The sequence below is a fragment of the Kaistia hirudinis genome, from assembly GCF_014196455.1.
In the GTDB taxonomy this organism is placed as follows: Bacteria; Pseudomonadota; Alphaproteobacteria; order Rhizobiales; family Kaistiaceae; genus Kaistia; species Kaistia hirudinis.
Genome location: NZ_JACIDS010000004.1, coordinates 65,543 through 87,558, shown reverse-complemented (window position 1 = coordinate 87,558; position 22,016 = coordinate 65,543). Strand labels below are relative to the sequence as shown.

General features: G+C 65.6%; 25 protein-coding genes. 8 read left to right on the top strand and 17 right to left on the bottom strand.

What is annotated here, in order from left to right:
* Positions 1-26 precede the first annotated feature (26 nt).
* Positions 27-812 carry a glucose 1-dehydrogenase gene (locus tag GGR25_RS15175; RefSeq protein WP_183399690.1) on the bottom strand — a complete coding sequence of 262 codons (786 nt, stop codon included), beginning with the start codon at positions 810-812 and terminating at the stop codon, positions 27-29.
* A gap of 216 nt (positions 813-1,028) precedes the next feature.
* Between GGR25_RS15175 and rpsU the strand changes: the two genes are divergently transcribed.
* Together rpsU and GGR25_RS15165 are read left to right on the top strand one after the other, a co-directional pair.
* Positions 1,029-1,259 (top strand): 30S ribosomal protein S21, encoded by a 231-nt coding sequence (gene rpsU / locus GGR25_RS15170; RefSeq protein ID WP_183399689.1) that lies wholly within the window; start codon positions 1,029-1,031, stop codon positions 1,257-1,259.
* 158 nt (positions 1,260-1,417) lie between these two features.
* Positions 1,418-2,275: a tetratricopeptide repeat protein gene (locus GGR25_RS15165; RefSeq protein ID WP_183399688.1), complete on the top strand. Its 858-nt coding sequence runs from the start codon at positions 1,418-1,420 to the stop codon at positions 2,273-2,275.
* 30 nt (positions 2,276-2,305) lie between these two features.
* Here the strand turns inward: GGR25_RS15165 and GGR25_RS15160 are convergent, their stop codons facing one another.
* The 11 genes from GGR25_RS15160 to GGR25_RS15110 form a co-directional block, all read right to left on the bottom strand.
* Positions 2,306-2,848: a GNAT family N-acetyltransferase gene (locus tag GGR25_RS15160; RefSeq protein ID WP_183399687.1), complete on the bottom strand. Its 543-nt coding sequence runs from the start codon at positions 2,846-2,848 to the stop codon at positions 2,306-2,308.
* Positions 2,849-2,937: 89 nt separating this feature from the next.
* A complete protein-coding gene (locus GGR25_RS15155) occupies positions 2,938-4,344 on the bottom strand; it encodes an NAD(P)(+) transhydrogenase (Re/Si-specific) subunit beta (RefSeq protein WP_183399686.1) in 1,407 nt (468 codons plus the stop codon).
* A gap of 10 nt (positions 4,345-4,354) precedes the next feature.
* Complete coding sequence (locus tag GGR25_RS15150) at positions 4,355-4,846, bottom strand: proton-translocating transhydrogenase family protein (RefSeq protein WP_183399685.1); 492 nt, start codon at positions 4,844-4,846, stop codon at positions 4,355-4,357.
* Positions 4,847-6,043 carry a Re/Si-specific NAD(P)(+) transhydrogenase subunit alpha gene (locus GGR25_RS15145; RefSeq protein ID WP_183399684.1) on the bottom strand — a complete coding sequence of 399 codons (1,197 nt, stop codon included), beginning with the start codon at positions 6,041-6,043 and terminating at the stop codon, positions 4,847-4,849.
* Between the two features lie 106 nt (positions 6,044-6,149).
* Positions 6,150-6,275, bottom strand: coding sequence for an aa3-type cytochrome c oxidase subunit IV (locus GGR25_RS15140; protein ID WP_183399683.1), 126 nt, complete (start codon positions 6,273-6,275; stop codon positions 6,150-6,152).
* An 85-nt stretch (positions 6,276-6,360) separates the two neighbouring features.
* On the bottom strand, positions 6,361-6,534 hold the full coding sequence (locus GGR25_RS15135) for a YnfA family protein (RefSeq protein ID WP_183399682.1): 174 nt from the start codon (positions 6,532-6,534) through the stop codon (positions 6,361-6,363).
* A 111-nt stretch (positions 6,535-6,645) separates the two neighbouring features.
* The gene (locus tag GGR25_RS15130; RefSeq protein WP_210299977.1) at positions 6,646-7,113 is read right to left on the bottom strand and encodes an SMI1/KNR4 family protein; all 468 of its coding nucleotides are present in this window, start codon (positions 7,111-7,113) and stop codon (positions 6,646-6,648) included.
* A 285-nt stretch (positions 7,114-7,398) separates the two neighbouring features.
* Positions 7,399-8,784: an ABC1 kinase family protein gene (locus GGR25_RS15125; RefSeq protein WP_183399680.1), complete on the bottom strand. Its 1,386-nt coding sequence runs from the start codon at positions 8,782-8,784 to the stop codon at positions 7,399-7,401.
* A 68-nt stretch (positions 8,785-8,852) separates the two neighbouring features.
* Complete coding sequence (locus GGR25_RS15120) at positions 8,853-9,245, bottom strand: type II toxin-antitoxin system death-on-curing family toxin (RefSeq protein ID WP_183399679.1); 393 nt, start codon at positions 9,243-9,245, stop codon at positions 8,853-8,855.
* Complete coding sequence (locus GGR25_RS15115) at positions 9,242-9,466, bottom strand: AbrB/MazE/SpoVT family DNA-binding domain-containing protein (RefSeq protein WP_183399678.1); 225 nt, start codon at positions 9,464-9,466, stop codon at positions 9,242-9,244. Before GGR25_RS15115 ends, GGR25_RS15120 begins: the two co-directional genes overlap by 4 nt.
* Before the next feature lie 74 nt (positions 9,467-9,540).
* Positions 9,541-11,370, bottom strand: a complete 1,830-nt coding sequence (locus GGR25_RS15110) for a M3 family oligoendopeptidase (RefSeq protein WP_183399677.1) — start codon at positions 11,368-11,370, stop codon at positions 9,541-9,543.
* Between the two features lie 195 nt (positions 11,371-11,565).
* Between GGR25_RS15110 and GGR25_RS15105 the strand changes: the two genes are divergently transcribed.
* The 3 genes from GGR25_RS15105 to GGR25_RS15095 all read left to right on the top strand — a co-directional run bounded on the left by GGR25_RS15105 (position 11,566) and on the right by GGR25_RS15095 (position 16,659).
* Positions 11,566-13,062 (top strand): sigma-54-dependent transcriptional regulator, encoded by a 1,497-nt coding sequence (locus tag GGR25_RS15105; RefSeq protein ID WP_183399676.1) that lies wholly within the window; start codon positions 11,566-11,568, stop codon positions 13,060-13,062.
* A gap of 124 nt (positions 13,063-13,186) precedes the next feature.
* Positions 13,187-14,848 (top strand): L,D-transpeptidase family protein, encoded by a 1,662-nt coding sequence (locus GGR25_RS15100; protein ID WP_183399675.1) that lies wholly within the window; start codon positions 13,187-13,189, stop codon positions 14,846-14,848.
* Positions 14,849-15,114: 266 nt separating this feature from the next.
* A complete protein-coding gene (locus GGR25_RS15095) occupies positions 15,115-16,659 on the top strand; it encodes a peptidoglycan L,D-endopeptidase MepK (RefSeq protein ID WP_183400308.1) in 1,545 nt (514 codons plus the stop codon).
* Positions 16,660-16,761: 102 nt separating this feature from the next.
* On the opposite strand, the gene GGR25_RS15090 is transcribed toward GGR25_RS15095, so the two are convergent.
* The 3 genes from GGR25_RS15090 to GGR25_RS15080 all read right to left on the bottom strand — a co-directional run bounded on the left by GGR25_RS15090 (position 16,762) and on the right by GGR25_RS15080 (position 18,289).
* Entirely contained in the window at positions 16,762-17,013 is a 252-nt protein-coding gene (locus GGR25_RS15090) for a DUF2312 domain-containing protein (RefSeq protein WP_183399674.1), read from the bottom strand.
* A gap of 101 nt (positions 17,014-17,114) precedes the next feature.
* Complete coding sequence (locus GGR25_RS15085) at positions 17,115-17,426, bottom strand: DUF1244 domain-containing protein (protein ID WP_183399673.1); 312 nt, start codon at positions 17,424-17,426, stop codon at positions 17,115-17,117.
* Positions 17,423-18,289: an N-formylglutamate amidohydrolase gene (locus tag GGR25_RS15080; protein WP_183400307.1), complete on the bottom strand. Its 867-nt coding sequence runs from the start codon at positions 18,287-18,289 to the stop codon at positions 17,423-17,425. The genes GGR25_RS15085 and GGR25_RS15080 overlap by 4 nt, the downstream gene beginning before the upstream one ends.
* Positions 18,290-18,605: 316 nt before the next feature.
* Between GGR25_RS15080 and GGR25_RS15075 the strand changes: the two genes are divergently transcribed.
* Together GGR25_RS15075 and pyk are read left to right on the top strand one after the other, a co-directional pair.
* The gene (locus GGR25_RS15075; RefSeq protein WP_343068078.1) at positions 18,606-19,034 is read left to right on the top strand and encodes a DUF1036 domain-containing protein; all 429 of its coding nucleotides are present in this window, start codon (positions 18,606-18,608) and stop codon (positions 19,032-19,034) included.
* The gene (pyk, locus tag GGR25_RS15070) at positions 19,031-20,482 is read left to right on the top strand and encodes a pyruvate kinase (RefSeq protein ID WP_183399672.1); all 1,452 of its coding nucleotides are present in this window, start codon (positions 19,031-19,033) and stop codon (positions 20,480-20,482) included. The genes GGR25_RS15075 and pyk overlap by 4 nt, the downstream gene beginning before the upstream one ends.
* Positions 20,483-20,533: 51 nt before the next feature.
* Here pyk and GGR25_RS15065 read toward each other — a convergent pair whose 3' ends face one another.
* Both GGR25_RS15065 and ykgO read right to left on the bottom strand, forming a co-directional pair.
* A complete protein-coding gene (locus tag GGR25_RS15065) occupies positions 20,534-21,139 on the bottom strand; it encodes a tetratricopeptide repeat protein (RefSeq protein ID WP_183399671.1) in 606 nt (201 codons plus the stop codon).
* A gap of 83 nt (positions 21,140-21,222) precedes the next feature.
* Complete coding sequence (gene ykgO, locus GGR25_RS15060) at positions 21,223-21,348, bottom strand: type B 50S ribosomal protein L36 (RefSeq protein WP_073057941.1); 126 nt, start codon at positions 21,346-21,348, stop codon at positions 21,223-21,225.
* Positions 21,349-21,567: 219 nt separating this feature from the next.
* Here ykgO and GGR25_RS15055 point away from each other — a divergent pair, with 219 nt between their 5' ends.
* Entirely contained in the window at positions 21,568-21,762 is a 195-nt protein-coding gene (locus GGR25_RS15055; RefSeq protein ID WP_183399670.1) for a con-10 family general stress protein, read from the top strand.
* Positions 21,763-22,016 lie beyond the last annotated feature (254 nt).

Sequence of the window (22,016 nt, the reverse complement as noted above, 5' to 3'; positions counted from 1 at the left end):
GGCGCGGCTAAAAGCTCCGGGACCGGCTATTCCTTGACCGGCACCGTATAGTTGAGCGGCATCCTGCCGCCATCGGCGTAGATCGTCTGCCCGGTGATGTAGCTGGCGTCGTCGGAGGCCAGGAAGGCGGCGATCGCAGCGATTTCGGACGGCTCGCCGATCCGCCCGAGCGGCGTGCGCGACAGAAGGCGCCGCTTTGCTTCCGGATCTGAATTGACCGTCGAAAGAATATCGGTCGCGATCGAGCCCGGGCCGATGGCGTTGACGCGAATTCCGTGCGTCGCCAGCGAGACGGCCATCGATTTGGTCAGCTGGTTGATGCCGCCCTTCGAGACCGTATAGGGCACCTGGTTCGGCAGGCCGAAGACGGCATTGACCGAGGACATGTTGACGATCGCGCCGGGCGCGCCACCCGCGGCGATCTGGTCGACCATCTGCCGCGCGGCCGCCTGGCCGCAGAGGAAGAAGCCCTTCAGATTGACTCGCAGGACGCGGTCGAAATCCTCTTCCGTCACATCGAGGAAATCGGCGCCCGCGACGATGCCGGCATTGTTCACGAGAACATCGAGGCTCCCGCCGAAGGCGAGCGTCGCCGCGATGAGGTTGGCGACGTCGTCGCGATCGCCGACATCGACGCGCACGAAGCGACAGGCCCCGAGCGCACCCAGCGTCTCGACGGCCTGCGAACCGCGATCCGCGTCAATATCAGCCAGCACGACCCGGGCCCCCTCCTCCAGGAAGCGCTCGGCGATGGCATAGCCGATCCCCTTCGCCGCGCCAGTAACGACGGCGACCTTGTTCTCAAGTCTCACGGCGACCCACTCCGTTCCAATATCGGCGTTCCATAGCCCCAAACGGCCCGAAAACACAGAAAAACCGTCATAAATGGCCCATCCGAGCTTTGACAGCGCTTCCGCCCATCTGCTATGAGAGCGCCGAAATCGGGTCGATACACGGTCAGGCTGTCGCCTGCTGCCAGTCGAGCCGCCGGGAATTCATACGGATCAGCAGCAACAGGACGCTTCCGCGTGCAGATACTCGTTCGCGACAACAACGTCGACCAGGCCCTGAAGGCGCTCAAGAAGAAGATGCAGCGCGAAGGCATCTTCCGGGAAATGAAGCTGCGCGACTTCTACGAGAAGCCGTCGGTGAAGCGCGCGCGAGAGAAGGCGGAAGCCGTCCGCCGCGCCCGCAAGCTGGCACGCAAGCGCGCCCAGCGCGAGCTCGGGATCGTCGCTGCGCCCAAGGGCAAGCACTGATCCGAAGCGGCGCTGAAGCGGTGCCGGTTTCCTCCGGCGCCATTCTTTCGCCTGCCTATCGTCGGAATGATGAAGGGTGATGAACCGGCAGGTGCCGGCTCGTTGCCCTTTCTTGTCATGTGCCCGGCTCTTGGCTGGGCGGTTGGGAGAGCCTCCTGATGCAGGCCGCGACGTCGTCCTTCTCTGATCGATCCTCGCCGCGCCGCGCAGGCTCGATCCTGGCGTCGCTTGCCGGAGCGCTCATCCTGGCCGGCTGCCAGTCGACCGGCATGGGCGGCGCCGAGGGCGACATCGATCCGGCCACCGGCTCCGAGGCCAATATCTCCTCGCTCTCCGCCGTCGTCGCCCAGAACTCGAACGACGCCTCGAGCTACAATGTTCGCGGCACCGCCTTCGGCCGCTCCGGGCGCTATGAAGAGGCGCTCGCCGACTTTACCCAGGCGATCAAGCTCAACCCGAATTTCTACCAGGCCTATGCCAATCGCGCGCTCGTCGAGCGGCGGCTGAAGCAGAATAGTCAGGCGCTCGCCGACTATAACCAGGCCATCGCGATCAATCCGAGCTATGCCGAGGCCTATGTCGGGCGCGGCAATCTCTATCGCTCGCAGGGCCAGATCGATCTGGCGCTCGCCGATTTCACCAGGGCGATCGAGCTCTCGCCGACCGACCCCAAGGCCTATCAGAACCGCGGGCTCATCTATCAGGGCCAGAACCGGCAGGACGACGCGATCCAGGACTTCAATTCCGCGATCGCCAATGCGCCGACCTCGACCGAACCCTATCTCTCGCGCGGCCTCTCCTATCTCGTGACCGGCGATTACAAGGCCGCCCTCGACGACTTCAACATCGTCGTGCGTCGCGACAAGGATTCCTACGAGGGCTGGACCGACCAAGGCCTCGCGCTCGAAAAGCTTGGCGAGCGCGACAAGGCCTTCGCCGCCTTCGCCCATGCGGCCGCGATCAATCCCAACTACACGCCGGCACGCGACGGGATGCGCCGCACGGCGGCCAAATAGGCGTCCGCTGCGCCAGGGCGCGCGAGCGCACTACGCCGCGGCATCTCCGGCGGATCCTGCGGGCGGAAATTCCATCACGAGCAGATGCTCGTCATAGAACAGCCCATCGACGCAGAGCGCCTTCGGGTGCAGGCCTGACACGCGAAAGCCCAGCGATTCATAGAGCGCAGCGGCGGTGTCGTTGCCGACGCGGACACCCGCCTCGAGCACCAGGACATGGGCCGCGGCGTGGTCGATAACGCGCTGCACGAGCTGTCTCCCGATGCCGAGGCCGCGTCCCGCCGGGTCGACATAGACGCCCCACATCTCGCCGCGATGGCGCTGCTTGAGAGCCGGCTGGACGGCGAAGCTCGCGATCCCGATCAGCTTGCCGGAGAGCTCGGCGCCGAAAATGGCGCTCGGCGGCGAGCCGAGCCGCCTTTCAAACCGCTCGATCGGCCAGGCGGATTCTTCCTCGAAGCTCTGGGTGAAGGCCGTCGGCACGTCGCGAAGGCCTCGTAGCCGCACGGCGCGATAGGCTTCTGCGTCGGCGACACCAAGCTGGCGAATGATCAGATCCGGGCCTGATGCCATGGGCGATCCCTCTCTGCCGCTTTGGCGGCAACCACAAACGAAAAGGGCCGCGATGTCGCGGCCCCTCTCTCAACGGTGCGTGTGACGCCTCAGGCGAGCGCCTTGACGATGCTCTCGACCATCTTCTTGGCGTCGGCGAACAGCATCATCGTATTGTCCTTGAAGAACAATTCGTTCTCGACGCCGGCATAGCCCGAGCCCATGCCGCGCTTGACGAAGAGGACGGTGCCCGCCTTTTCCACGTCAAGGATCGGCATGCCATAGATCGGCGACGACTTGTCGGTCTTGGCGGCCGGATTGGTCACGTCATTGGCGCCGATGACGAAGGCGACGTCGGCCTGCGCGAACTCCGAATTGATGTCCTCGAGCTCGAACACCTCGTCATAGGGAACATTGGCCTCGGCCAGGAGCACGTTCATGTGCCCGGGCATGCGGCCCGCCACCGGATGGATGGCGTATTTCACCTCGACGCCGTTTTCCTTGAGGATATCGGCCATTTCGCGCAGCGCATGCTGGGCCTGCGCCACCGCCATGCCGTAGCCCGGCACGATGATGACCTTGGACGCGTTCTTCATGATGAAGGCCGCGTCGTCGGCCGAGCCCTGCTTCACCGGCCGCTGCTCGACCGCGCCGCCCGCTGCCGGGCCGCCCGTCTCGCCGCCGAAGCCGCCGAGGATCACCGAGACGAAGGAGCGGTTCATGCCCTTGCACATGATGTAGGACAGGATCGCGCCCGAAGAGCCGACCAGCGCGCCGGTGATGATCAGCGCCGTGTTGCCGAGCGTGAAGCCGATGCCCGCTGCCGCCCAGCCCGAATAGGAATTGAGCATCGAGACGACGACAGGCATGTCGGCGCCGCCGATCGGGATGATCATCAGGCCGCCGAACACCAGGCTGGCGAGGACGATGAGCCAGAACACCGTATGGCTCTCGGTCAGCGTCAGCACGATGATCAGCACGACGATCAGCGCGGCGAGACTGGCATTGATGACGTGACGGGCCGGCAGCAGGATCGGCTTGCCCGACATGTTGCCGTTGAGCTTCGCGAAGGCGATGACCGAACCGGTGAAGGTCACCGCGCCGATCGCCACGCCGAGGCTCATCTCGACGAGCGCCTGGCCATGGATCGCGCCGACCTCGCCGATGCCGAAGGCCGACGGCGCATAGAGCGCGGCGGCCGCCACCATCACGGCGGAAAGGCCGACCAGCGAATGGAAGGCGGCGACCAGTTGCGGCATCTGCGTCATGGCGATGCGGCGCGCGACGACCGCGCCGGCACCACCGCCGATGGCGAGGCCGATGATGATCAGCCCCCAGGCGAACGGGCCTTTCGGCGCGGCCAGAACCAGCGTGGTCAGGATGGCGATGGCCATGCCGACCATGCCGAATATATTGCCCTGGCGCGACGTCGCCGGGCTCGAGAGCCCGCGCAGCGCCATGATGAACAGGACGCCGGAGACGAGATAAAGCAGCGCCGTGATGTTGGCGGTTGTCATCGGCGCATCCTCACTTCGTCTTCTTCTTGTACATGGCGAGCATGCGGCTGGTGACGAGGAAGCCGCCGAAGATGTTGACGCTCGCCAGCACGAGGCCGACGAAGCCGAAGCCCTGCGCCCAGGCATGGCCGGAGGCTGAGGCAGCATCGGCCGCCTCGACGCCGACGGCGAGCAGCGCGCCGACCACGATCACCGAGGAGATCGCGTTGGTGACCGACATCAGCGGCGTATGCAGCGCCGGCGTCACCGACCAGACGACGTAATAACCGACGAAGATCGCCAGCACGAAGATCGAGAGGCGGAAGATGAACGGGTCGATCACGCCGCCGGAAGCGGCATGGGCGATGGCACCGGCCGCTTCCGCCAGCGGGCTGCCGGAAGCCTGCGCGGCATAAGCCTGCGCGGCGGCGGCAGCCTCATGCGCGGCGGTCGCCGCGGCGCTCGCGGCGTCGGCCGCGGCCTGGGCGGCGCTCGCCGCCTGTTCGGGCGTGAGATTGGCCATTTACGAGCGGCTCCCCTCTGCGGCGGCCGGAGCCGTCTCGGCAACGAGAATTTCCTTCGGCGCCTCCTTGGGCGCGAAGGCGGGATGAACGATGCGGCCATCGCGCGTCAGCACCGTGGCCTTGACCAGCTCGTCGTCCCAATTGACGGCCAGCGCCTGCGCCTTCTTGTCGATCAGCGTCTCGAGGAAGGCATAGAGGTTCTTGGCGTAGAGCTGCGACGCCGTCGCGGCGATCCGGCCGGCGACGTTGAGATGGCCGACGATCTTCTTGCCGTCCGTCACCACGATTTCGCCCGGGCGCGCGCCTTCGACATTGCCACCGCGCTCGACGGCGAGATCGACCAGCACGGAGCCCGGCTTCATCGAGGCGACCATGGCCGCCGAAACGAGCCGCGGCGCCGCGCGGCCGGGGATCAGCGCCGTCGTGATGACGATGTCCTGCTTCTTGATGTGCTCGGCCACCAGCGCCGCCTGCTTGGCCTGGTACTCGGCCGACATCGGCTTCGCATAGCCGGCCGCGGTCTCGGCCTGCTTGAATTCCTCGTCCTCGACGGCGACGAACTTCGCGCCGAGGCTTTCGACCTGCTCCTTGGCCGCGGGCCGCACGTCGGTCGCGGTCACCACCGCGCCGAGGCGGCGGGCGGTCGCGATCGCCTGCAGGCCGGCAACGCCGGCACCCATGATGAAGACGCGCGCGGCCGGGACCGTGCCCGCCGCCGTCATCATCATCGGGAAGGCGCGGTCATATTCCGACGCCGCATCGATCACCGCCTGATAGCCGGCGAGGTTGGCCTGGCTCGACAGGACGTCCATGACCTGCGCGCGCGTGATGCGCGGCATGAACTCCATGGCGATGGCGGTGACGCCCGCGCCGGCCATCGCGGCGACATCGGCCTCGTTGCCATAGGGGTCCATGGTCGCGATGACCAGCGCCCCGGCCTTATAGGCCGGCAGCTCCGCCGGGGCAGGCCGTCGAACCTTCAGCACGACATCGGCACCGGCCACGGCGGTGGTGGCATCGGGTGCGATCTTCGCGCCGGCGGCCTCATAGTCCGCGTCCGGAATGCGCGAGGCGAGCCCCGCTCCCGTTTCGACAACGACTTCGGCGCCGAGCGCGATCAGCTTCTTGACCGTCTCCGGGGTGGCGGCGACGCGGCTCTCGACCGCGCCGTTCTCCGCCGGCACTCCGACCTTCATGGCGAATCCTTGGAAAAGGCCGCGTAACGCACGATTGGGAACCGGCGCAGGGCCGATCCACAAGGCGGAGCGCGACGAAGATGCCGCCGCGGCGGCGACGGGCGGATCAAAGCAGGAAGATCGCCATGAGGATCAGGATGATCACGACGGCGATGGTGCCGTATTTCGTGAGCCCGAGGAACAGGTGGTAGGTGCGGTCGTGCTCGCGGTAGTCCATCGCGGTTTCGGCCATCGCTCTTTGTCCTCGTCTGAAGGGCGGCTGCGGATCGGCGTATATAGCAGTCTCGACAGGGCGGCAATCGGCCACAGTGCCGCGTTCAAATCGTTCGAGGTCCCCACAAAATAACGCCGGCCCCGACGAGCGCGATCAGCGCGCCGACGAGATCCCAGCGATCGGGCCGCACGCCCTCGACGACGAACAGCCAGCCAAGGCTAGCGGCGATGGTGATCCCGCCATAGACCGCCGAGGCGCGCCCAATACCCGACGGCAATCAAAGCGGGGACTTCCCAGACTTGAGCACGGCCTAGAAGGAGGAGCAGCGGGGGATCTCGAACAGGGCGGGGAGGGGAAGAGGAGGATGGTCATCACAGCTGAGGGAATCTCAGTCCTCGCTCATGGCATCCGGAAGGCTGTTGAACGCCTCTATCCACGCACTGAAATTTGTACCGACCGGTTTGACAGTTTCAAAATCATGATCGAACAGCCAAACGCGCGAACTCGAACCTTCTAGGCGATCAAAATAGAACTGGTTCCCCATGCAGTCACTCGCAAAGGCCACAGCAGATTTTGGCAACCCGGCGGGCTGCCAACCTTCTGTATTATCAATGATCTCAGACGGCGAATGAAAATTACTTACATCCGCTATCGGGATCTCATGATCCACAATGCTATGAAGGAGCTTGATGCCCGGTCGCGGGAGACCGCTCGTCAATATCCCAGAACGATAGTCCGAGGGCATCAGGAAGTCCAAATGCCGTTCAACATCAGCCAGCTCTGCTGCCGATACCGGCGTCGGCGGATAGTCGGAATTGCACCAGCGCCGAATGAACGTCTCAAGCAGTTCTTTCATAGCAATGGCATCAGACGCGCTATTCACGGATCGAGCGCCTTCTATGTTCGTGAGCAGACGTTCGAGGGTGTCGCCGCCATCGGTCCGATCCTCAGTGGCCCAAGATCTGACACCAATCCCAGCGCAAAATGCCGGAAAGACCAAAACCGAACGCGAGAGAATCGACAGAAGTCTGCGTCGTCCAGTGCTGAGGCCAGCCATTTCGGTCGCACTCGCTAGGGTGTGACCGCTAGTATGTAATGGTGCAACATTGCTCGCAACGACGATCTCGAGTTCGGCCTTACCTCACCCTAACCCCACGCCCCCCAGCGCCGCCTTCTGCCTATAGCCGAGCATCGTCTCGTCGAAGCCTTCCAGCATCGCCATGAATTCGCGGTGGAAGTTCATCTCGGCGCGCAGGTGCAGGAAGACGGAGCCGAGGCCGATCGCGGCGCGGTCCATGAAGACGAATTCTCGCGGCACCGTGACGGGGCCCTTCTCCTTCAGCACCTGATGCACGCGGAAGGCTTCGCGGCGGCCATATTCGGCCGGGGCGACGCCGTCGGCGATGGTGCGGACACGGTCGTCAAGCAGCGGCGCATAGATGAAGCGCGCCCAGATGTTGAGCGCGTCGATCAGCTCGTTCGAGAGGCCGACGAAGCCCCAGCTCTCATAGGCGGCCACGACGCGCGCGCGGTCGTCCTCCCTGAGGCCGTGGAAGAGATCGACCACGCCGGCGACGAATTTCGCCGGGAAGACGCGGATGCAGCCATAGTCGAGCAGGTTGATACCGCCCGCGACGCCGTCCTCCTCGAAGACGGTGTAGTTGCCGAGATGCGGATCGCCATGGATGACGCCATAGTGCGCGAAGGGCGACCACCAGGCGCGGAACATCGCGGTGGCGATGCGGTTGCGCTCTTCCAGCGAATGGTCGCGGAACTCGAGCAGCCGGCGGCCCTCGAGCCAGGTCAGCGTCAGCAGGCGGCCGGTCGACAGGCGGGGTTCCACCTCGGGAACGCGCACCAGGCTCTCGCCGTCGAGCATGATCTTGTAGAGCAGCGCATGGCGCGCCTCGCGGCCATAATCGAGCTCCTCGCGGATGCGCTCGCCGATCTCATGATAGATCTCGGACGTGTCGATGGAGGGGTCCATGCGGCGATAGACGCCGAACAGCATCTTGAGCTGGACGAGGTCCGCCTCGACCGCCGACTGCATGTCCGGATATTGCAGCTTCACAGCCAGTTGGCGCCCATCCTTCGCCACGGCGCGGTGAACCTGCCCCAGCGAAGCGGCGGCGGCCGGCTGGTGCTCGAAGGAGGCGAAGCGCTTTTCCCATTGCGGTCCGAGTTCGGCCTGCATGCGCCGCTTGACGAAGGGCCAGCCCATGGGCGGCGCATTCGACTGGAGCTGCGACAGTTCCGCGGCATATTCGGGCGGCAACAGATCCGGCACGGTCGACAGGATCTGCCCGACCTTCATCAGCGGCCCCTTGAGGCCGCCGAGCGCCGTGGCGAGATCCGAAGCGTGGCGCCCCTTGTCGAGGCCGGACCCGAACAGCCGCGCCCCCGCGACCTTGGCGGCGACGCCGCCGACATTGACGCCGACCCGGGCGTAACGGGAGAGGCGGCCAGTCAGGCGGTTGCGTTCGGAATCGGACAAGTCGGTAAGCCGCAACGGAGGAAGATCAGACATAAGATGGGCGGCGAAGGCCCGGCCGCAAGACGGCGTGGGGCAGAGCGGCTGCGTCACAGCGCCGTGGGTCAGATCCGGTCCCGTATCCAGCGAGCGAGGCTGTCCTCGGAAATCTCGCCGGCGGCAAGGCCCATGATGGCGGTTACCGCTTCAGCCTCAGGAACCAGAAAATCGATGTCATTCATTCCGAGGAACGTCACGATGGCAACAAGCGCCGTCCGCTTGTTGCCATCGATAAATGGGTGGTTCCGCGCAATCCCGAAAGCGTAGGCGGCGGCAAGCTGGGCAAGGTCGCCGCCCTCATAGGACCAACGATTGAGAGGCCGCCCTAGGGCCGATTCGAGGGCTCCAGGATCTCGAATCCCTGCGGGCCCCCCGAAGGTCCGGAGTTGCCTCTCATGGATGGAGCTGACCATTTGGACGGTCAGCCATTGAGGCTCCGGGCGGATCGGATCCGTCATTTCGCAAGTTCGGCAAGGGCGTTGCGATAAGTCTTCATCGCCCGCTCCGCGATCTGCATCGCCTTGTCGAAATCGGGATCATAGGCCGAGAGGCGGATCGAACCGTCTGCGTTCTCGGTCACGTTGAGCCATTCGCCCTGCTTCAGGTCAAGCTTGGCGAGCAGCTCCTTCGGCAGGATCAATCCCGTCGAATTGCCGATCTTCTTGATTTCGAGCTTCATGGCATGCACTCCGTTATACGAATTGTATAACATGGAGAATGCTGGTCTACAATCGCCCCGCCATTGGTGAGCCCCTACCCCTCCATCGCCTCCAGTTCGCCGATGAAGCCTTCCAGCACCGAGAGGCCCTTCTGCCAGAAACCGGGATCGGTGGCGTCGAGGCCGAAGGGGGCGAGCAACTCGGAATGGTGCTTGGTGCCGCCCGCCTTCAAGAGCGCGAAATACTTCTCCTGGAAGCCCGTCTCGGCGTCGCGATAGACGGCATAGAGCGAGTTCACCAGGCAGTCGCCGAAGGCATAGGCGTAGACATAGAACGGCGAATGGATGAAGTGCGGGATATAGGTCCAGAAGGTCTCGTAGCCGGGACCGAGCCGAACCGCCTCGCCGAGGCTCTCGCGCTGCACGTCCATCCAGATCGCGTTCAGCCGGTCGGCCGTCAGCTCGCCTTCGCGCCGCTCAACATGCACCTTGCGCTCGAAGGAATAGAAGGCGATCTGGCGCACGACCGTGTTGATCATGTCCTCGACCTTCGAGGCGAGCATGGACTTGCGCTGAACCGGGTCGCTCGTCGCGTCGAGGAGCGCGCGGAAGGTCAGCATCTCGCCGAAGACGCTCGCCGTCTCGGCCAGCGTCAGCGGCGTCGGCGCCATCAGCGCGCCCTGCGGCGCGGCGAGCACCTGGTGCACGCCATGGCCGAGCTCATGGGCGAGCGTCATCACGTCGCGCGTCTTGCCCTGATAATTGAGCAGCACATAGGGATGCGCCGACGGAACGGTCGGATGCGCGAAGGCGCCGGGTGACTTGCCGGGGCGAACCGGCGCATCGATCCAGCCCTCGGCGAAGAACCGCTCCGCGATCGCCGCCATTTCGGGCGAGAAGCGGCCATAGGCGGAGAGCACCGTGTCGCGTGCTTCCGTCCAGGGGATCGTCCGGCTCGGCACGCGCGGCAACGGCGCATTGCGATCCCAGTGATCGAGCTTGTCCTTGCCGAACCACTTGGCCTTCAGCGCGTAATAGCGATGCGACAGGCGCGGATAGGCTTCGCGAACGGCCGCGACCAGCGCATCGACCACTTCCGGCTCGACGCGGTTCGCCAGATGGCGCGACGCGGCGACATCCTCGAAGCCGCGCCAGCGATCCGAGATTTCCTTGTCCTTGGCGAGCGTGTTGGTGACGAGCGTGAACAGGCGGATATTCGCCGAGAACGTCGCGGCGAGCGCATCGGCCGCGGCCTTGCGCTTCGTCTCGTCCGGATCCTGCATCAGGTTGAGCGTCGGCTCGAGCGTCAGCTCCTCACCCGCCACGTCGAAGCGCAGCGAGGCCATGGTCTCGTCGAAGAGGCGATTCCAGGCGCCGCGTCCAGTTACGGACTTCTCGTGGAAGAGCTGCTCGACCCGATCCTCGAGCTGATAGGGCTTTTCCTTCCGCACATCCTCGATCCAGGGCCGGTAATGCGCGAGCGCCGGATCGACCGCCATGGCAGCCTCCAGCACGGCATCGTCGATCCGGTTGAGTTCGAGCGTGAAGAACAGGAGATGCGTGCCGGCATCGGTGATCTTCTGCTGCACGTCGCCATAGAACTTGGCGCCGGCCGGATCCGTGGTGTCGCCCGAATAGAGCAGGCCGGCATAGGAGACGATGCGGCCCATCAGCTCTTCGAGCACCTCGAGGGCGCGGATCGGCTCGACAAGCCCGCCTTCGGCGGCCAGCGTCGCCAGCGTTCCCTTCCAGCTGGATTCAAACGCGACCGCGTCCTGCGCCGCCTTCTGGAGGTCCGCCAGCAATTGCGGCGACTGCGTGCCGGGATAGAGATCGGCGAGGTTCCACTCCGGCAGATCGCCGAGCGCAGCCGCAACGGCACGGCCGGAATCGGCAGGATGGAGCGTGGCAAGGGGGCGGGACATCGGCACATCCGTTGGTGGGTGAGTTCGCCTCCTAGATAGGGGTTGCAGGCCCTGGGGATCAACCGCGCATACGGCGCCGTGAAGTAAGGCAGGCTTAACCAACCTGGTCGATTATGCCTCGAAACGGGACAGCCTGCGCTTCCATCGCCGCCTCCCGATCCCCGACAGCCCGACCCGATGGAGCGCCCTGCCCCCATGTCGCAAGAGATCCTCATCGTCGACGACGATCCGGTGCAGCGGCGCCTGCTGCAGTCGGTCGCGACAGGGCTGGGGCACCGCGTGGTGGTCGCCGAGAACGGGCGCGAGGCGGTCGAACTGCTGGCCGCGCCGGATGGCGAGCGTTTCGCGCTGATGATCCTCGACCTCGTCATGCCGGAACTGGACGGCATGGGCGTGCTCGAAAAGTTGCCCGAACTCGGCCGCAGCCTGCCGGTGATCGTGCAGACGGCGCATAGCAGCATCGACACCGTCGTGGGGGCGATGCGCGCCGGCGCTTCCGATTTCCTGGTCAAGCCTGCATCGGCCGAGCGCATTCAGGTGTCGATCGCCAATGCGCTGAAGCTCTCCGTGCTCGAAGGCGAGCTCGCCCGCGTCCGGCGCAGCGCCGCCGGCCTGCTTGGCTTCCGCGACATCATCGCCGGCAGCCCGGCGATGGACCGCGTGATCCGCCTCGGCGAACGCGCCGCCGCGTCCACGATCCCGATCCTCATCGAAGGCGAGAGCGGCGTCGGCAAGGAACTGATCGCCCGCGCGATCCAGGGCTCGGGCGAGCGGCGCAGCCGGCCCTTCGTGACGGTGAACTGCGGCGCGATCCCGGACAATCTCGTCGAATCGATCCTGTTCGGGCACGAGAAGGGCGCCTTCACCGGCGCGACCGACAAGCGCATCGGCAAGTTTCAGGAGGCGCATGGCGGCACGCTCTTCCTCGACGAGATCGGCGAATTACCACTCGACGCGCAGGTGAAGCTGCTGCGCGCGCTGCAGCAGGGCGAAATCGACCCGGTCGGCGGCAAGCGGCCGGTGAAGGTCGATATCCGCCTCATCTCCGCGACGAACCGCGACCTGATCGCCCTGGTCAAAGAGGGGCGCTTTCGCGAGGACCTCTATTACCGGATCAACGTCTTCCCGATCCGCGTCCCGCCGCTGCGCGAGCGGCGCGAGGAGATTCCGGAGTTGGTGCGCCATTTCACCGCCCGCTTCGCGGCCGAGGAGCACAAGACCGCCCTGGCGGGCGTCGCGCCACAGGCGCTCGAACTGCTGATGCGATACCCCTGGCCGGGCAATATCCGCCAGCTCGAAAACGCCGTCTTCCGCGCCGTCGTGCTCGCCGACGGTCCGCTGCTGACGGTCGACGAATTCCCGCAACTCGCCGCGCAGATCGAGGTGGGTCCCGCCGATGCGCTGGCGCCGTCCGCCGCGCCGATGACCATCGAGCGCCAGCTTCCGACGGCCGAGCGGCCCGCCACGATCGCCGAGCCGCCGATCTCGATCGCGGCGCTCACGCCATCCGGCGAGGTGCGGCCGCTCGAAGAAGTCGAGGCCGAGTTGATCCGCTTCGCGATCCACCACCATCGTGGCCGCATGGCAACGGTGGCGCGGAAACTGAAGATCGGACGATCGACCCTCTACCGCAGGATCAAGGAACTCGGCATTGCCGAGGTGCACGATGGCGAAGCGCTCGCGATGGAGTGATCGAGATCGCAGCGCGCGACCCCAAAATGGTGTTGATCGGACCCGCTCCGCGTAGCGAAGCTCGATCGTGGAACGATAGGCCGCCTCGCGCGTCATATCGGCAGGGAAAATGAAGGCAGGGACGATGAAGAACGGGATTTGGCAGTTCGGCCTTGCGGGCATCGCTCTGGTCGCCCTCTCCACCGGCTCGGCCTTCGCCTATCTGCCCGAGGGCAAGACGTTCGGGGAACGCGCCGGCAGCGCCGCGAGCCTGACCCTCGCCGATGTCGCCAGCGACCCGACCGCGCAGGCGCTGAAGGCGCTGCTCGACCAGGTTCCGGCCAAGGAGAGCTTCCTCGAAAAGCGCGATCGCGCCGCGATGAGCGAATTCTACGCCGAGCGCAATTACGAGCCCGTCTGGGTGGCCGACGGCCGCCTGACGCCGGCGGCCAAGGCCGTCATGGCGGCGATCGGTGCTGCCGATGCGGAGGGCCTCGATCCCGCGGCCTATCGTCTGCCGCTCGCCACCATCGGCGACAAGGTGCCGGCCGGCCCGAGCCTCAGCGCGTCCGTCGAGGTCATCCTGAGCGAGGCGCTGCTGCACTATGCGCGCGACGCCTATTCGGGCCGCCTCGACCCTGCCTCGCTCGGCAAGCTAGTGACGATCAAGCCGATGCTGCCCGATTCCGTCGCGGTGCTCGGCTCGGTCTCGTCTTCCGCGGATCCGACCGCCGCCGTCGCGGCGCTGAATCCGCCGCAAGAGGGCTATAGGCGGTTGAAGCTGGCGCTCGCCGAGGCGCGCAAGGCCAATCCGGGACCGCGGCACGAGCCGGTGCCCGAGGGCAAGCTGCTCAAGGTCGGCGTCAGCGATCCGCGCGTGCCGCTGCTGCGCACCCGCCTCGGCGTCGCCGCGCCGGCGAGCGATCCGAACGTCTATGACGAGACGCTCTCCGACGCGGTCAAGACCTTCCAGGCCGGCAAGGGCCTCAAGGCCGACGGCGCCGTGGGCGCGGGAACGCTCGCCTTCCTCAATGCCGAGGGCAAGGACAAGACGAGCGAAATCATCGCGAACATGGAGCGCTGGCGCTGGCTGCCGCGCGACATGGGCGAGTTCCATGTCGAGGTCAACATCCCCGAATTCGAGGTTCGGGTCTTCGACAACGGCAAGGTCGTCCATCAGACCCGGGTCGTGACGGGCAAGGTCACGAATCAGACGCCGATCTTCTCCAACGAGATGCAGTCGATCGTCGTCAATCCGAGCTGGAACGTGCCTGCCTCCATCACGATGAAGGAGATGCTGCCGAACGTCCGCCGCGACCCCAGCTATCTGTCGCGCAAGGGCTATCAGGTGCTCGCCAATGTCGGGGGGAAATACCGGCCCGTCGATCCGTCCATGATCGACTGGAGTTCGGCGAGCGCGCGCAACATCCAGATCCGGCAGCCGCCGGGCGACGACAATGCGCTCGGCTCGATCAAGTTCCTCTTCCCCAACGAGCACTCGGTCTATCTGCACGACACGCCGTCCAAGAGCTTGTTCGCAAAGGATGTTCGGGCGTTCAGCCATGGCTGCGTGCGCGTCCAGAACCCGCTCGAATTCGCCGACGTGATCCTCGCCTATCAGGGCGGCTGGACGCCGCAGCGCCTGCGCAAGATGGTCGGCGGGCGCGAGAGCTGGGTGAACCTGCCGAAGCGCATCCCGATCCACCTCGTCTATTTCACGGCCGTGGTCGACGATGCGGGAACGCTGCATACGCTGCCCGACATCTATGGCTACAACGCTCGCGTGGAGCGTGCGCTCGGCCTCTAGGACGGTCAGCGGGTCGACATTCTGCCCGGAACATGCGAAACCGCATCTGGCAACAGGTGCGGTTTTTCGCATCTGCCGCTTAAATGCCACGATTGGTTCAGAAGCTCATCGGAACGGGTCGATTTGCGTATAGAGTTCCAGGCTGATCCCTCGGCTTTTTCGATCACGGTAAATGCTGGTTAACTCTGTTGGCGCAAACTGCTTGTCACGGGGGAGCCCATTTCGGGCAAGGACGCAGAAGCAAGTTGACTAGTCACATGGATGAAATGCAGCGCAATGGCAGCTGGTTCCGCCGCTGCCGCGCTGGTCTGAAAGTGGCGGTGGCCTCGGCCCTTCTGGCCGGAACCGTGCTTCTTTCGACTGCCGTGGACAATGCCGAAGCCGCTGCGGGTGACCGCGCGATCACTCTTCTCAATGTCCATACCAACGAGCAGGCCACGGTCGTCTTCAAGCGTGGCAACCGGTACGATCAGGCCGGCCTCAAGAAGCTCAATTATCTCCTGCGCGACTGGCGCAAGAACCAGCCCACCAACATGGATCCGCATCTGTTCGACCTCATCTGGGAGGTCTATCGGCAGAGCGGATCGCGTCAGCCGATCCATGTCGTCTGCGGCTTCCGTTCGCCCACCACGAACGAGATGCTCCGCACCCGCAGCCGCTACACCGGCGTCGCCAAACACAGCCAGCACATGCTCGGCAAGGCGATGGACTTCTATATTCCCGACGTCGCCCTGCCGAAGCTCCGCGCGATCGGTCTTCGGATGCAGGTCGGCGGCGTCGGCTTCTATCCGACCTCGGGCTCGCCCTTCGTCCATATGGACACGGGCTCGGTGCGTCACTGGCCGAAGATGACCCGCGAGCAGCTCGTTCGCGTGTTCCCGGACGGCAAGACGCTGCATATCCCGTCCGATGGACGTCCGCTGCCCGGCTATGAGCAGGCGCTCGCCGAGTACAAGGCCCGCAAGGCCAGCGGCGGCGAGATCATGATGGCCAGCGGCGAAGCGCCGAAGAGCAAGTCGTGGTTCGGCAAGATGTTCGGCGGTGGCGCTGATGAGGCCGAGGATACGGCCGATACGGGCGCTCCGGATGGCAAGTCCGCCGAGACCGCGGTTGCGGCGGCCGACGCCGAAGATACGGCTGCGCCGACCCCGGCGAAGAAGCCGGTCGAGGTGGCGCAGGCCGCCGAGGCCGATGTCGCAGCGCCGGAAGCGGAGACCGTGGTCGCCGACATTCCGCTGCCGCGTCCCTCGCCGGTCGCCCGCGACGCAGCCGACGCCGATGTCATGCAGGTCGCCGATGCGGCGGTTCCGCCGATCCCGCGTGCCTCGCCGGTCGCCCGGCCGATGGTCGCCATGGCCAGCGCCACGGGCAATGCCTCGCCGCGGACAGCCGCCGACGCGATTGCCGATGCGGTCGGAAGCCGCAACGACAATGCAGCGCCGGTCATGGCCTATGCGCCGGTCGACGCCGGTTCGCCCCATATCGATGCCTCGAGCGGCGCTTTGGTCGCCGGCCGCGCGGCATCGCTCCGCGGCTCCGCAAAATCGTCCGGCAAGGCCGATGCCCATCTGGTCCCGGTCGGATACAGCGTCGCGACGCTCCAGCTCGTGATGCGCTCCGGCTCGATGCGCCAGATGGACTATGCCGAGCTCGCCATGCCGCATCCCTTCTCCGTGCCGGAATTCTTCGCGGCGGCGGAGACGACCAAGTCTTCGTTCGGACGGGTCGCCTACAACACGAAGCTCCGGGCCGATCGCTCGGCGAGCCTCGTCACGCGCGACAGCACCAACATGAAGGTCGCGTCCAACTGACGGGCTCCGGCCTTCGTTGAAAGGCACCCTAAGCCAGATACGAAAAAGCCGCTGTGACGCCCGTCACAGCGGCTTTTTCGTGAGCGGCAGCTTCAGGTCGGATCAGACCATGCCGAGCGCGGCCTTGTAGAGGTCGAGGATCGCGTCCTGCTCCTCGCGCTCCGATGCATCCTGCTTGCGCAGGCGGATGATGGTGCGCAGCACCTTGGTATCGAAGCCGTTAGCCTTGGCCTCGCCATAGACGTCCTTGATGTCGTCGGCGATCGCCTTCTTCTCCTCCTCGAGGCGCTCGATGCGCTCGACGATGGACTTGAGCTGGGCCGCGGCGATCCCCTGTACGTCATCGTTCGACATGTCGCATAAACTCCTCAAAATCTTGCTGGGCAGGCGTGGGTGATTGCCCGTTTCCGGCTATCGGGTCAAGCAGCACGAGGCATGAGGCCGCAGCCGGAACGTCAGTCGTGGCGCGGCTGGGCGGCCGCGAAGGCGGCGACGGCTTCCGCCGAGGCCTCCTTCTGGTGCAGCTGCCGCCAGGCCTCATAGGGCATGCCGTAGACGCGCTCGCGCGCCTCGTCCTTGCTCATCGCCTGCCCCTCGGCCTCGGCCGCCTCGCGATACCAGTTGGCCAGGCAATTGCGGCAGAAGCCGGCGAGATTCATCAGATCGATGTTCTGCACGTCGGAACGCTCGGAGAGATGCGCCAGCAGGCGCCGGAAGGCAGCCGCCTCAAGCTGCGTGCGCAGCGCGTCGTCGTCGGAAGTCGTCATGCTTGTGCTCCGTCCGCCTCGGGCCAAGGCCGCGCCTCGACCGGTCCGGTCAGGGATCCGAAATAGGAAATGCCATGCGGCGACGACCCGAGATCGAACGCCGCCAGCACGGTGGCGATCCGGTCGACCCATTCATGCACGCCGGCCGAATCGGCGATCAGGTCCTGGCGAACCTCGATCAGCGCATGGGCCAGCCCGCGCCGCGTCGCATGGCGATAGAGCGTGTCGCCCTTGAGGGCGCCGTGATAGGGCTCGTTGTCGCCGACCACCAGATCGCCCCCGGCCGCCAGCCCGTCGATCAGCGGCCGCGCGAGGCGGGGATCGCTGTCCCAGAGAATGCCCGCATGCCAGGGACGCGGACGGCCGCGCCAGATCGGCGTGAAGCTGTGGACCGACAGGACCGCCGGCACATGGCCGCTCGTCAGCGCCCGGCGCAGCACCCGATCGATGGCCTCGTCATAGGGCCGATAATAGCGGTCGATCCGCGCCTGCCGCTCGGCCGCGTCGAGGCGCGCATTGCCGGGCACGACCGACCCATCCGAGAGGCGCATGATCAGCGTCGGATCGTCGAGGCCGCGATTGGGATCGATCAGGAGGCGCGAGAAGCACGAGAGCACCGCCGGAACGCCGAGGCGCTCGGCAAGGCCCCGCGTCAGCGCGGCCGCGCCGATATCATAGCCGATATGGCGCTCCAGCTCCGATGGCGGCAGGCCCAGCGAGCCGTAGCCCGCCGGCAGGCGGTTCGACGCGTGGTCGCACAGCAGCACCAATCCGCCGGCGTCGTCGCCGGGCAGGAACTCAAAGGCAGGCTCGGTATCCCCTGCGGGCGGCACCTTGTCATCATCGGTCGCGGCGGTCGGCATGGCGCGAACATAGTGGCGCGGCGCCCGCCCCGCCAGATGAAATCCGACAGCAATGTCGGGCGTCCAGCCGCGCCGCGCCTCATCCGCGCCACGGCCAAGCCATGATGCCGCCGCGTTTCTTGCGAACATCGGCGCCATGCGAAGCGACCACCCCTCCCCGTCTCCTCCGCGCGGCCCGGCGGCCGTCCGATGCCGGCCATCCGACCCAGATCGGACGTTGACAGCCCGAAATGCGAAAGACCATAAAGCACACGTCTGCCTCAACCGATTGACGGCCGCCTTGATGCGTTTGACCAGTCTTCGATCCGGACCAGGATTGGTCACCGCGTTCGCCGTTTTTGTCTTGGCTACAGCGTTCTTTGATTCGTCACCTGCCTATGCTGATCTGCGGCTGTGCAATCGCACGCAGAACCGCGTGGGTGTCTCGATCGGATACAAAGACAAGAAGGTCTGGATGACAGAGGGATGGTGGAACGTCCCCATGAATAGTTGTGAAACGCTTGTGAGCGGCACTCTCGTATCGCGATATTACTACATATATGCCGTTGATTATGATCACGGCGGTGAATGGAGCGGCAAATACGCGATGTGCACCAAAGACAAGATGTTCACGATCCAGGGCACGGAGGATTGCGTCGCCCGCGGCTTCAACCGCTCCGGCTTCTTCGAAGTCGACACCGGCGAGCAGTCGACCTGGACCATCCAACTCAACGAACCGACCCAGCAGGGAGCGAAGAACCAATGAGACGGTCGCGCAAGGTCAAGATACTCGCGACCCTCGGGCCCGCGTCCTCCGATAAGGCAACGATCGCCCAGCTGTTCCATGCCGGCGCCGACGTTTTCCGCATCAATATGAGCCACACCGCGCATGAGAAGCTGCGCGAGCTGGTCGGCTACATCCGCGCCGTCAGCGCCGAGGTCGGCCGCCCGATCGGCGTTCTCGCCGATCTGCAGGGTCCGAAGCTGCGCCTCGGAACCTTCGCGGACAAGGCGGTCGAAATCGCGGTCGGCCAGACCTTCACGCTCGATTCCGATCCGACGCCCGGCACGACCGGTCGCGTCTATCTGCCCCATCCGGAAATTCTCGAGGCGCTCGAGCCGGGCCATCGCCTGCTCATCGATGACGGCAAGGTGCGCCTGCGCGTCGTCTCCGTCGCGCCCGACGGCAAGTCGGCCCTGACCACGGTCGAAGTCGGCACGCGCCTTTCGGACCGCAAGGGCGTCTCCGTGCCGGATTCGACCATCCGCACCGGCTCGCTGACCGAGAAGGACCGCGCCGATCTCGACGCGGCGCTCGAGGCGAAGGTCGACTGGATCGCCCTGTCCTTCGTGCAGCGCCCTGATGACGTCGCCGAGGTCCGCAAGATCGCGGCCGGCCGCGCCGGCATCATGTCGAAGATCGAGAAGCCGCAGGCCGTCCAGCGCCTCGCGGAGATCATCGAGATCTCCGACGCGCTGATGGTCGCCCGCGGCGACCTCGGCGTCGAAATGCCGCTCGAGCAGGTTCCCGGCATCCAGAAGCAGATCACCCGCGCCTGCCGCCGTGCCGGCAAGCCGGTCGTGATCGCGACGCAGATGCTCGAATCCATGATCACGGCGCCGGTCCCGACCCGCGCCGAGGTCTCGGACGTCGCCACTGCCGTCTATGAAGGCGCGGATGCCGTCATGCTGTCGGCGGAATCGGCCGCCGGTGCGTTCCCGATCGACGCCGTGGCGACGATGGACCGCATCGCGACCGAGGTCGAGCGCGACGTCAACCACAAGAACATCATGCACGCGCAGCGCACCGAGCCGGAGGCGACCGGCGCCGACGCGATCTCGGCGGCGGCCCGGCAGATCGCCGAGACGCTGAACCTCGCCGCCATCTGCTGCTACACCGCGTCCGGCTCCACGGGCCTCCGCGCGGCGCGCGAACGTCCGCGCACGCCGATCATCGCGCTGTCGCCGATCGAATCGACCGCCTGCCGGCTCTCCATTGTCTGGGGCCTGCACTGCGTCGTTTCGGAGGATGCCTACAATCTCGACGACATGGTGAACCGCGCCTGCTACATCGCGGCGCGCGAGGAATTCGCCCAGCCGGGCGACCGCATCATCATCACGGCCGGCGTGCCGCTGCGCACGCCCGGCGCGACCAACATGCTGCGCATCGCCTTTGTCGGCACGGGCAGCGAAGGGACCGTCGGCGCCGGCTAAGGCCGCCCGCAGCGCCTCTGGCGACCAGCACAATAAGTTCCGGAGGGGAGATCAGATCTCCTCTCCGTCCACCTCCGGCTTCAGCTCGTCGATCGTGTCCTGCACGTCGGAATCGAGATAGGGGTCGATGGCGAGCGCCTTCTGGAGCGCCGCAAGCGCATCGGCCTTGCGGTCGACATCGCGCAGGATCAGGCCGAGTCCCGCCAGGGCGCCGAAATGGCGCGGCTCCAGCGCGAGCACCTTCTCGAGGTCGGCGATCGCCTTCCCGTAATCATCCTGCAGATAGAAGATGGTCGCGCGGCGGTTCCACCCTTCCGCATAGTCGGGCTTCAGGGCCGTGACGGCATCCAGGAAGTCGAGCGAGGCGCCATAGTCCTTCGCGGCGAGCGACTGCGCGGACCATTGCATCAGCAGATCGATCGTATCGCTGCCGGAATTCAGCCAGCGCCGCTGGATCTCGTTCTCGGCCGCCTGACCGGCATCGGGATCGCTCTTGTCGGCCAACTGCGCGAAGAGCTGGTCCATCGTCTTGCCCGCAAAGGCATCGGACGGCCGTGCAGCCGGTGGCGCAGCTGCGCGCTCCTGACCGCCCGCTCCATTCAGCGTCAGCGGCAGCAGGGCAGCGAAGAGAACGAGGCCAACACGAAAAACCCGCATCAGGGACAACTAGCCCCCAATGCGGGTTTCGTCAAAGCTATAGACCATAAGGTCCGTATCGACGGGCCTTGCGGCCCGGCCGATCAACCCTGACGCGCCTTGTAGCGCGGGTTGACCTTGTTGATGATGAAGACACGACCCTTGCGACGAACGAGCCGATTGGCCCGATGGCGCCCGAGCAGGGCCTTCAGCGAGTTCTTGATCTTCATGGCGCTTGGCTCGCGAAAGGGTTTCATGAACGAAACGAGCGCCTAAGGCGCCCGCTCGAAAATTCGGCCGGACCATAGGCAGCGCCTCCGCCAATGTCAACCGATCACAACGACGCTTCGATCGGGTGGCGTGGAAATCCCCAGCGACCGCCGCGAGGGAACGATGTTCCCGGCAAAGGATTGATTGGTCGCTGGGAGGATAACGAAAGGACCGACATCATGGCCAATCAGAACGAACAGCGTGGCGGCTCGGGCAATTTCGCGAATGATCCGAAGCGCGCCGCAGAAGCCGGCAAGAAGGGTGGCGAGCACGCGCATGGCTCCGGCCGGCAGCAGGAGCAGGCCACCGACAAGGACAAGCGCCAGCAGGGCGCGCCTGACAAGGACATGGGCAGCAAGGGCGGACAGCGCTGAACTACCTGAAGACGAAGGGTCGTCCAGACCGGGGCCCGCCGCAAGGCGGGCCTTTTCTTTGGGCCCATCGGGCCTCACGCGATCCATGCCGCCGACTGCCATCATCGCTTTGGCGAACGTTTTCATCAGCCAAAACCGCTCTGATGGATTTCGGCAAGGCTCCCGGCACCGGAGGACCACAGCGGGACTCCGGCGATTTTCACGGCTTTCAAGCCATTCATGGCGCCCGACGAGAGGCCGACACCCGTCGAACC

What these genes read in the sequence shown, in the direction of transcription:
- GGR25_RS15165 (WP_183399688.1), top strand. Translation starts at nt 1,418, where the DNA reads ATGCAGGCCGCGACGTCGTCCTTCTCTGATCGATCCTCGCCGCGCCGC.
- GGR25_RS15160 (WP_183399687.1), bottom strand. Translation starts at nt 2,848, where the DNA reads ATGGCATCAGGCCCGGATCTGATCATTCGCCAGCTTGGTGTCGCCGAC.
- GGR25_RS15155 (WP_183399686.1), bottom strand. Translation starts at nt 4,344, where the DNA reads ATGACAACCGCCAACATCACGGCGCTGCTTTATCTCGTCTCCGGCGTC.
- GGR25_RS15150 (WP_183399685.1), bottom strand. Translation starts at nt 4,846, where the DNA reads ATGGCCAATCTCACGCCCGAACAGGCGGCGAGCGCCGCCCAGGCCGCG.
- GGR25_RS15145 (WP_183399684.1), bottom strand. Translation starts at nt 6,043, where the DNA reads ATGAAGGTCGGAGTGCCGGCGGAGAACGGCGCGGTCGAGAGCCGCGTC.
- GGR25_RS15140 (WP_183399683.1), bottom strand. Translation starts at nt 6,275, where the DNA reads ATGGCCGAAACCGCGATGGACTACCGCGAGCACGACCGCACCTACCAC.
- GGR25_RS15130 (WP_210299977.1), bottom strand. Translation starts at nt 7,113, where the DNA reads ATGAAAGAACTGCTTGAGACGTTCATTCGGCGCTGGTGCAATTCCGAC.
- GGR25_RS15125 (WP_183399680.1), bottom strand. Translation starts at nt 8,784, where the DNA reads ATGTCTGATCTTCCTCCGTTGCGGCTTACCGACTTGTCCGATTCCGAA.
- GGR25_RS15120 (WP_183399679.1), bottom strand. Translation starts at nt 9,245, where the DNA reads ATGACGGATCCGATCCGCCCGGAGCCTCAATGGCTGACCGTCCAAATG.
- GGR25_RS15115 (WP_183399678.1), bottom strand. Translation starts at nt 9,466, where the DNA reads ATGAAGCTCGAAATCAAGAAGATCGGCAATTCGACGGGATTGATCCTG.
- GGR25_RS15110 (WP_183399677.1), bottom strand. Translation starts at nt 11,370, where the DNA reads ATGTCCCGCCCCCTTGCCACGCTCCATCCTGCCGATTCCGGCCGTGCC.
- GGR25_RS15105 (WP_183399676.1), top strand. Translation starts at nt 11,566, where the DNA reads ATGTCGCAAGAGATCCTCATCGTCGACGACGATCCGGTGCAGCGGCGC.
- GGR25_RS15100 (WP_183399675.1), top strand. Translation starts at nt 13,187, where the DNA reads ATGAAGAACGGGATTTGGCAGTTCGGCCTTGCGGGCATCGCTCTGGTC.
- GGR25_RS15095 (WP_183400308.1), top strand. Translation starts at nt 15,115, where the DNA reads ATGCAGCGCAATGGCAGCTGGTTCCGCCGCTGCCGCGCTGGTCTGAAA.
- GGR25_RS15090 (WP_183399674.1), bottom strand. Translation starts at nt 17,013, where the DNA reads ATGTCGAACGATGACGTACAGGGGATCGCCGCGGCCCAGCTCAAGTCC.
- GGR25_RS15085 (WP_183399673.1), bottom strand. Translation starts at nt 17,426, where the DNA reads ATGACGACTTCCGACGACGACGCGCTGCGCACGCAGCTTGAGGCGGCT.
- GGR25_RS15080 (WP_183400307.1), bottom strand. Translation starts at nt 18,289, where the DNA reads ATGCCGACCGCCGCGACCGATGATGACAAGGTGCCGCCCGCAGGGGAT.
- pyk (WP_183399672.1), top strand. Translation starts at nt 19,031, where the DNA reads ATGAGACGGTCGCGCAAGGTCAAGATACTCGCGACCCTCGGGCCCGCG.
- GGR25_RS15065 (WP_183399671.1), bottom strand. Translation starts at nt 21,139, where the DNA reads ATGCGGGTTTTTCGTGTTGGCCTCGTTCTCTTCGCTGCCCTGCTGCCG.
- ykgO (WP_073057941.1), bottom strand. Translation starts at nt 21,348, where the DNA reads ATGAAGATCAAGAACTCGCTGAAGGCCCTGCTCGGGCGCCATCGGGCC.
- GGR25_RS15055 (WP_183399670.1), top strand. Translation starts at nt 21,568, where the DNA reads ATGGCCAATCAGAACGAACAGCGTGGCGGCTCGGGCAATTTCGCGAAT.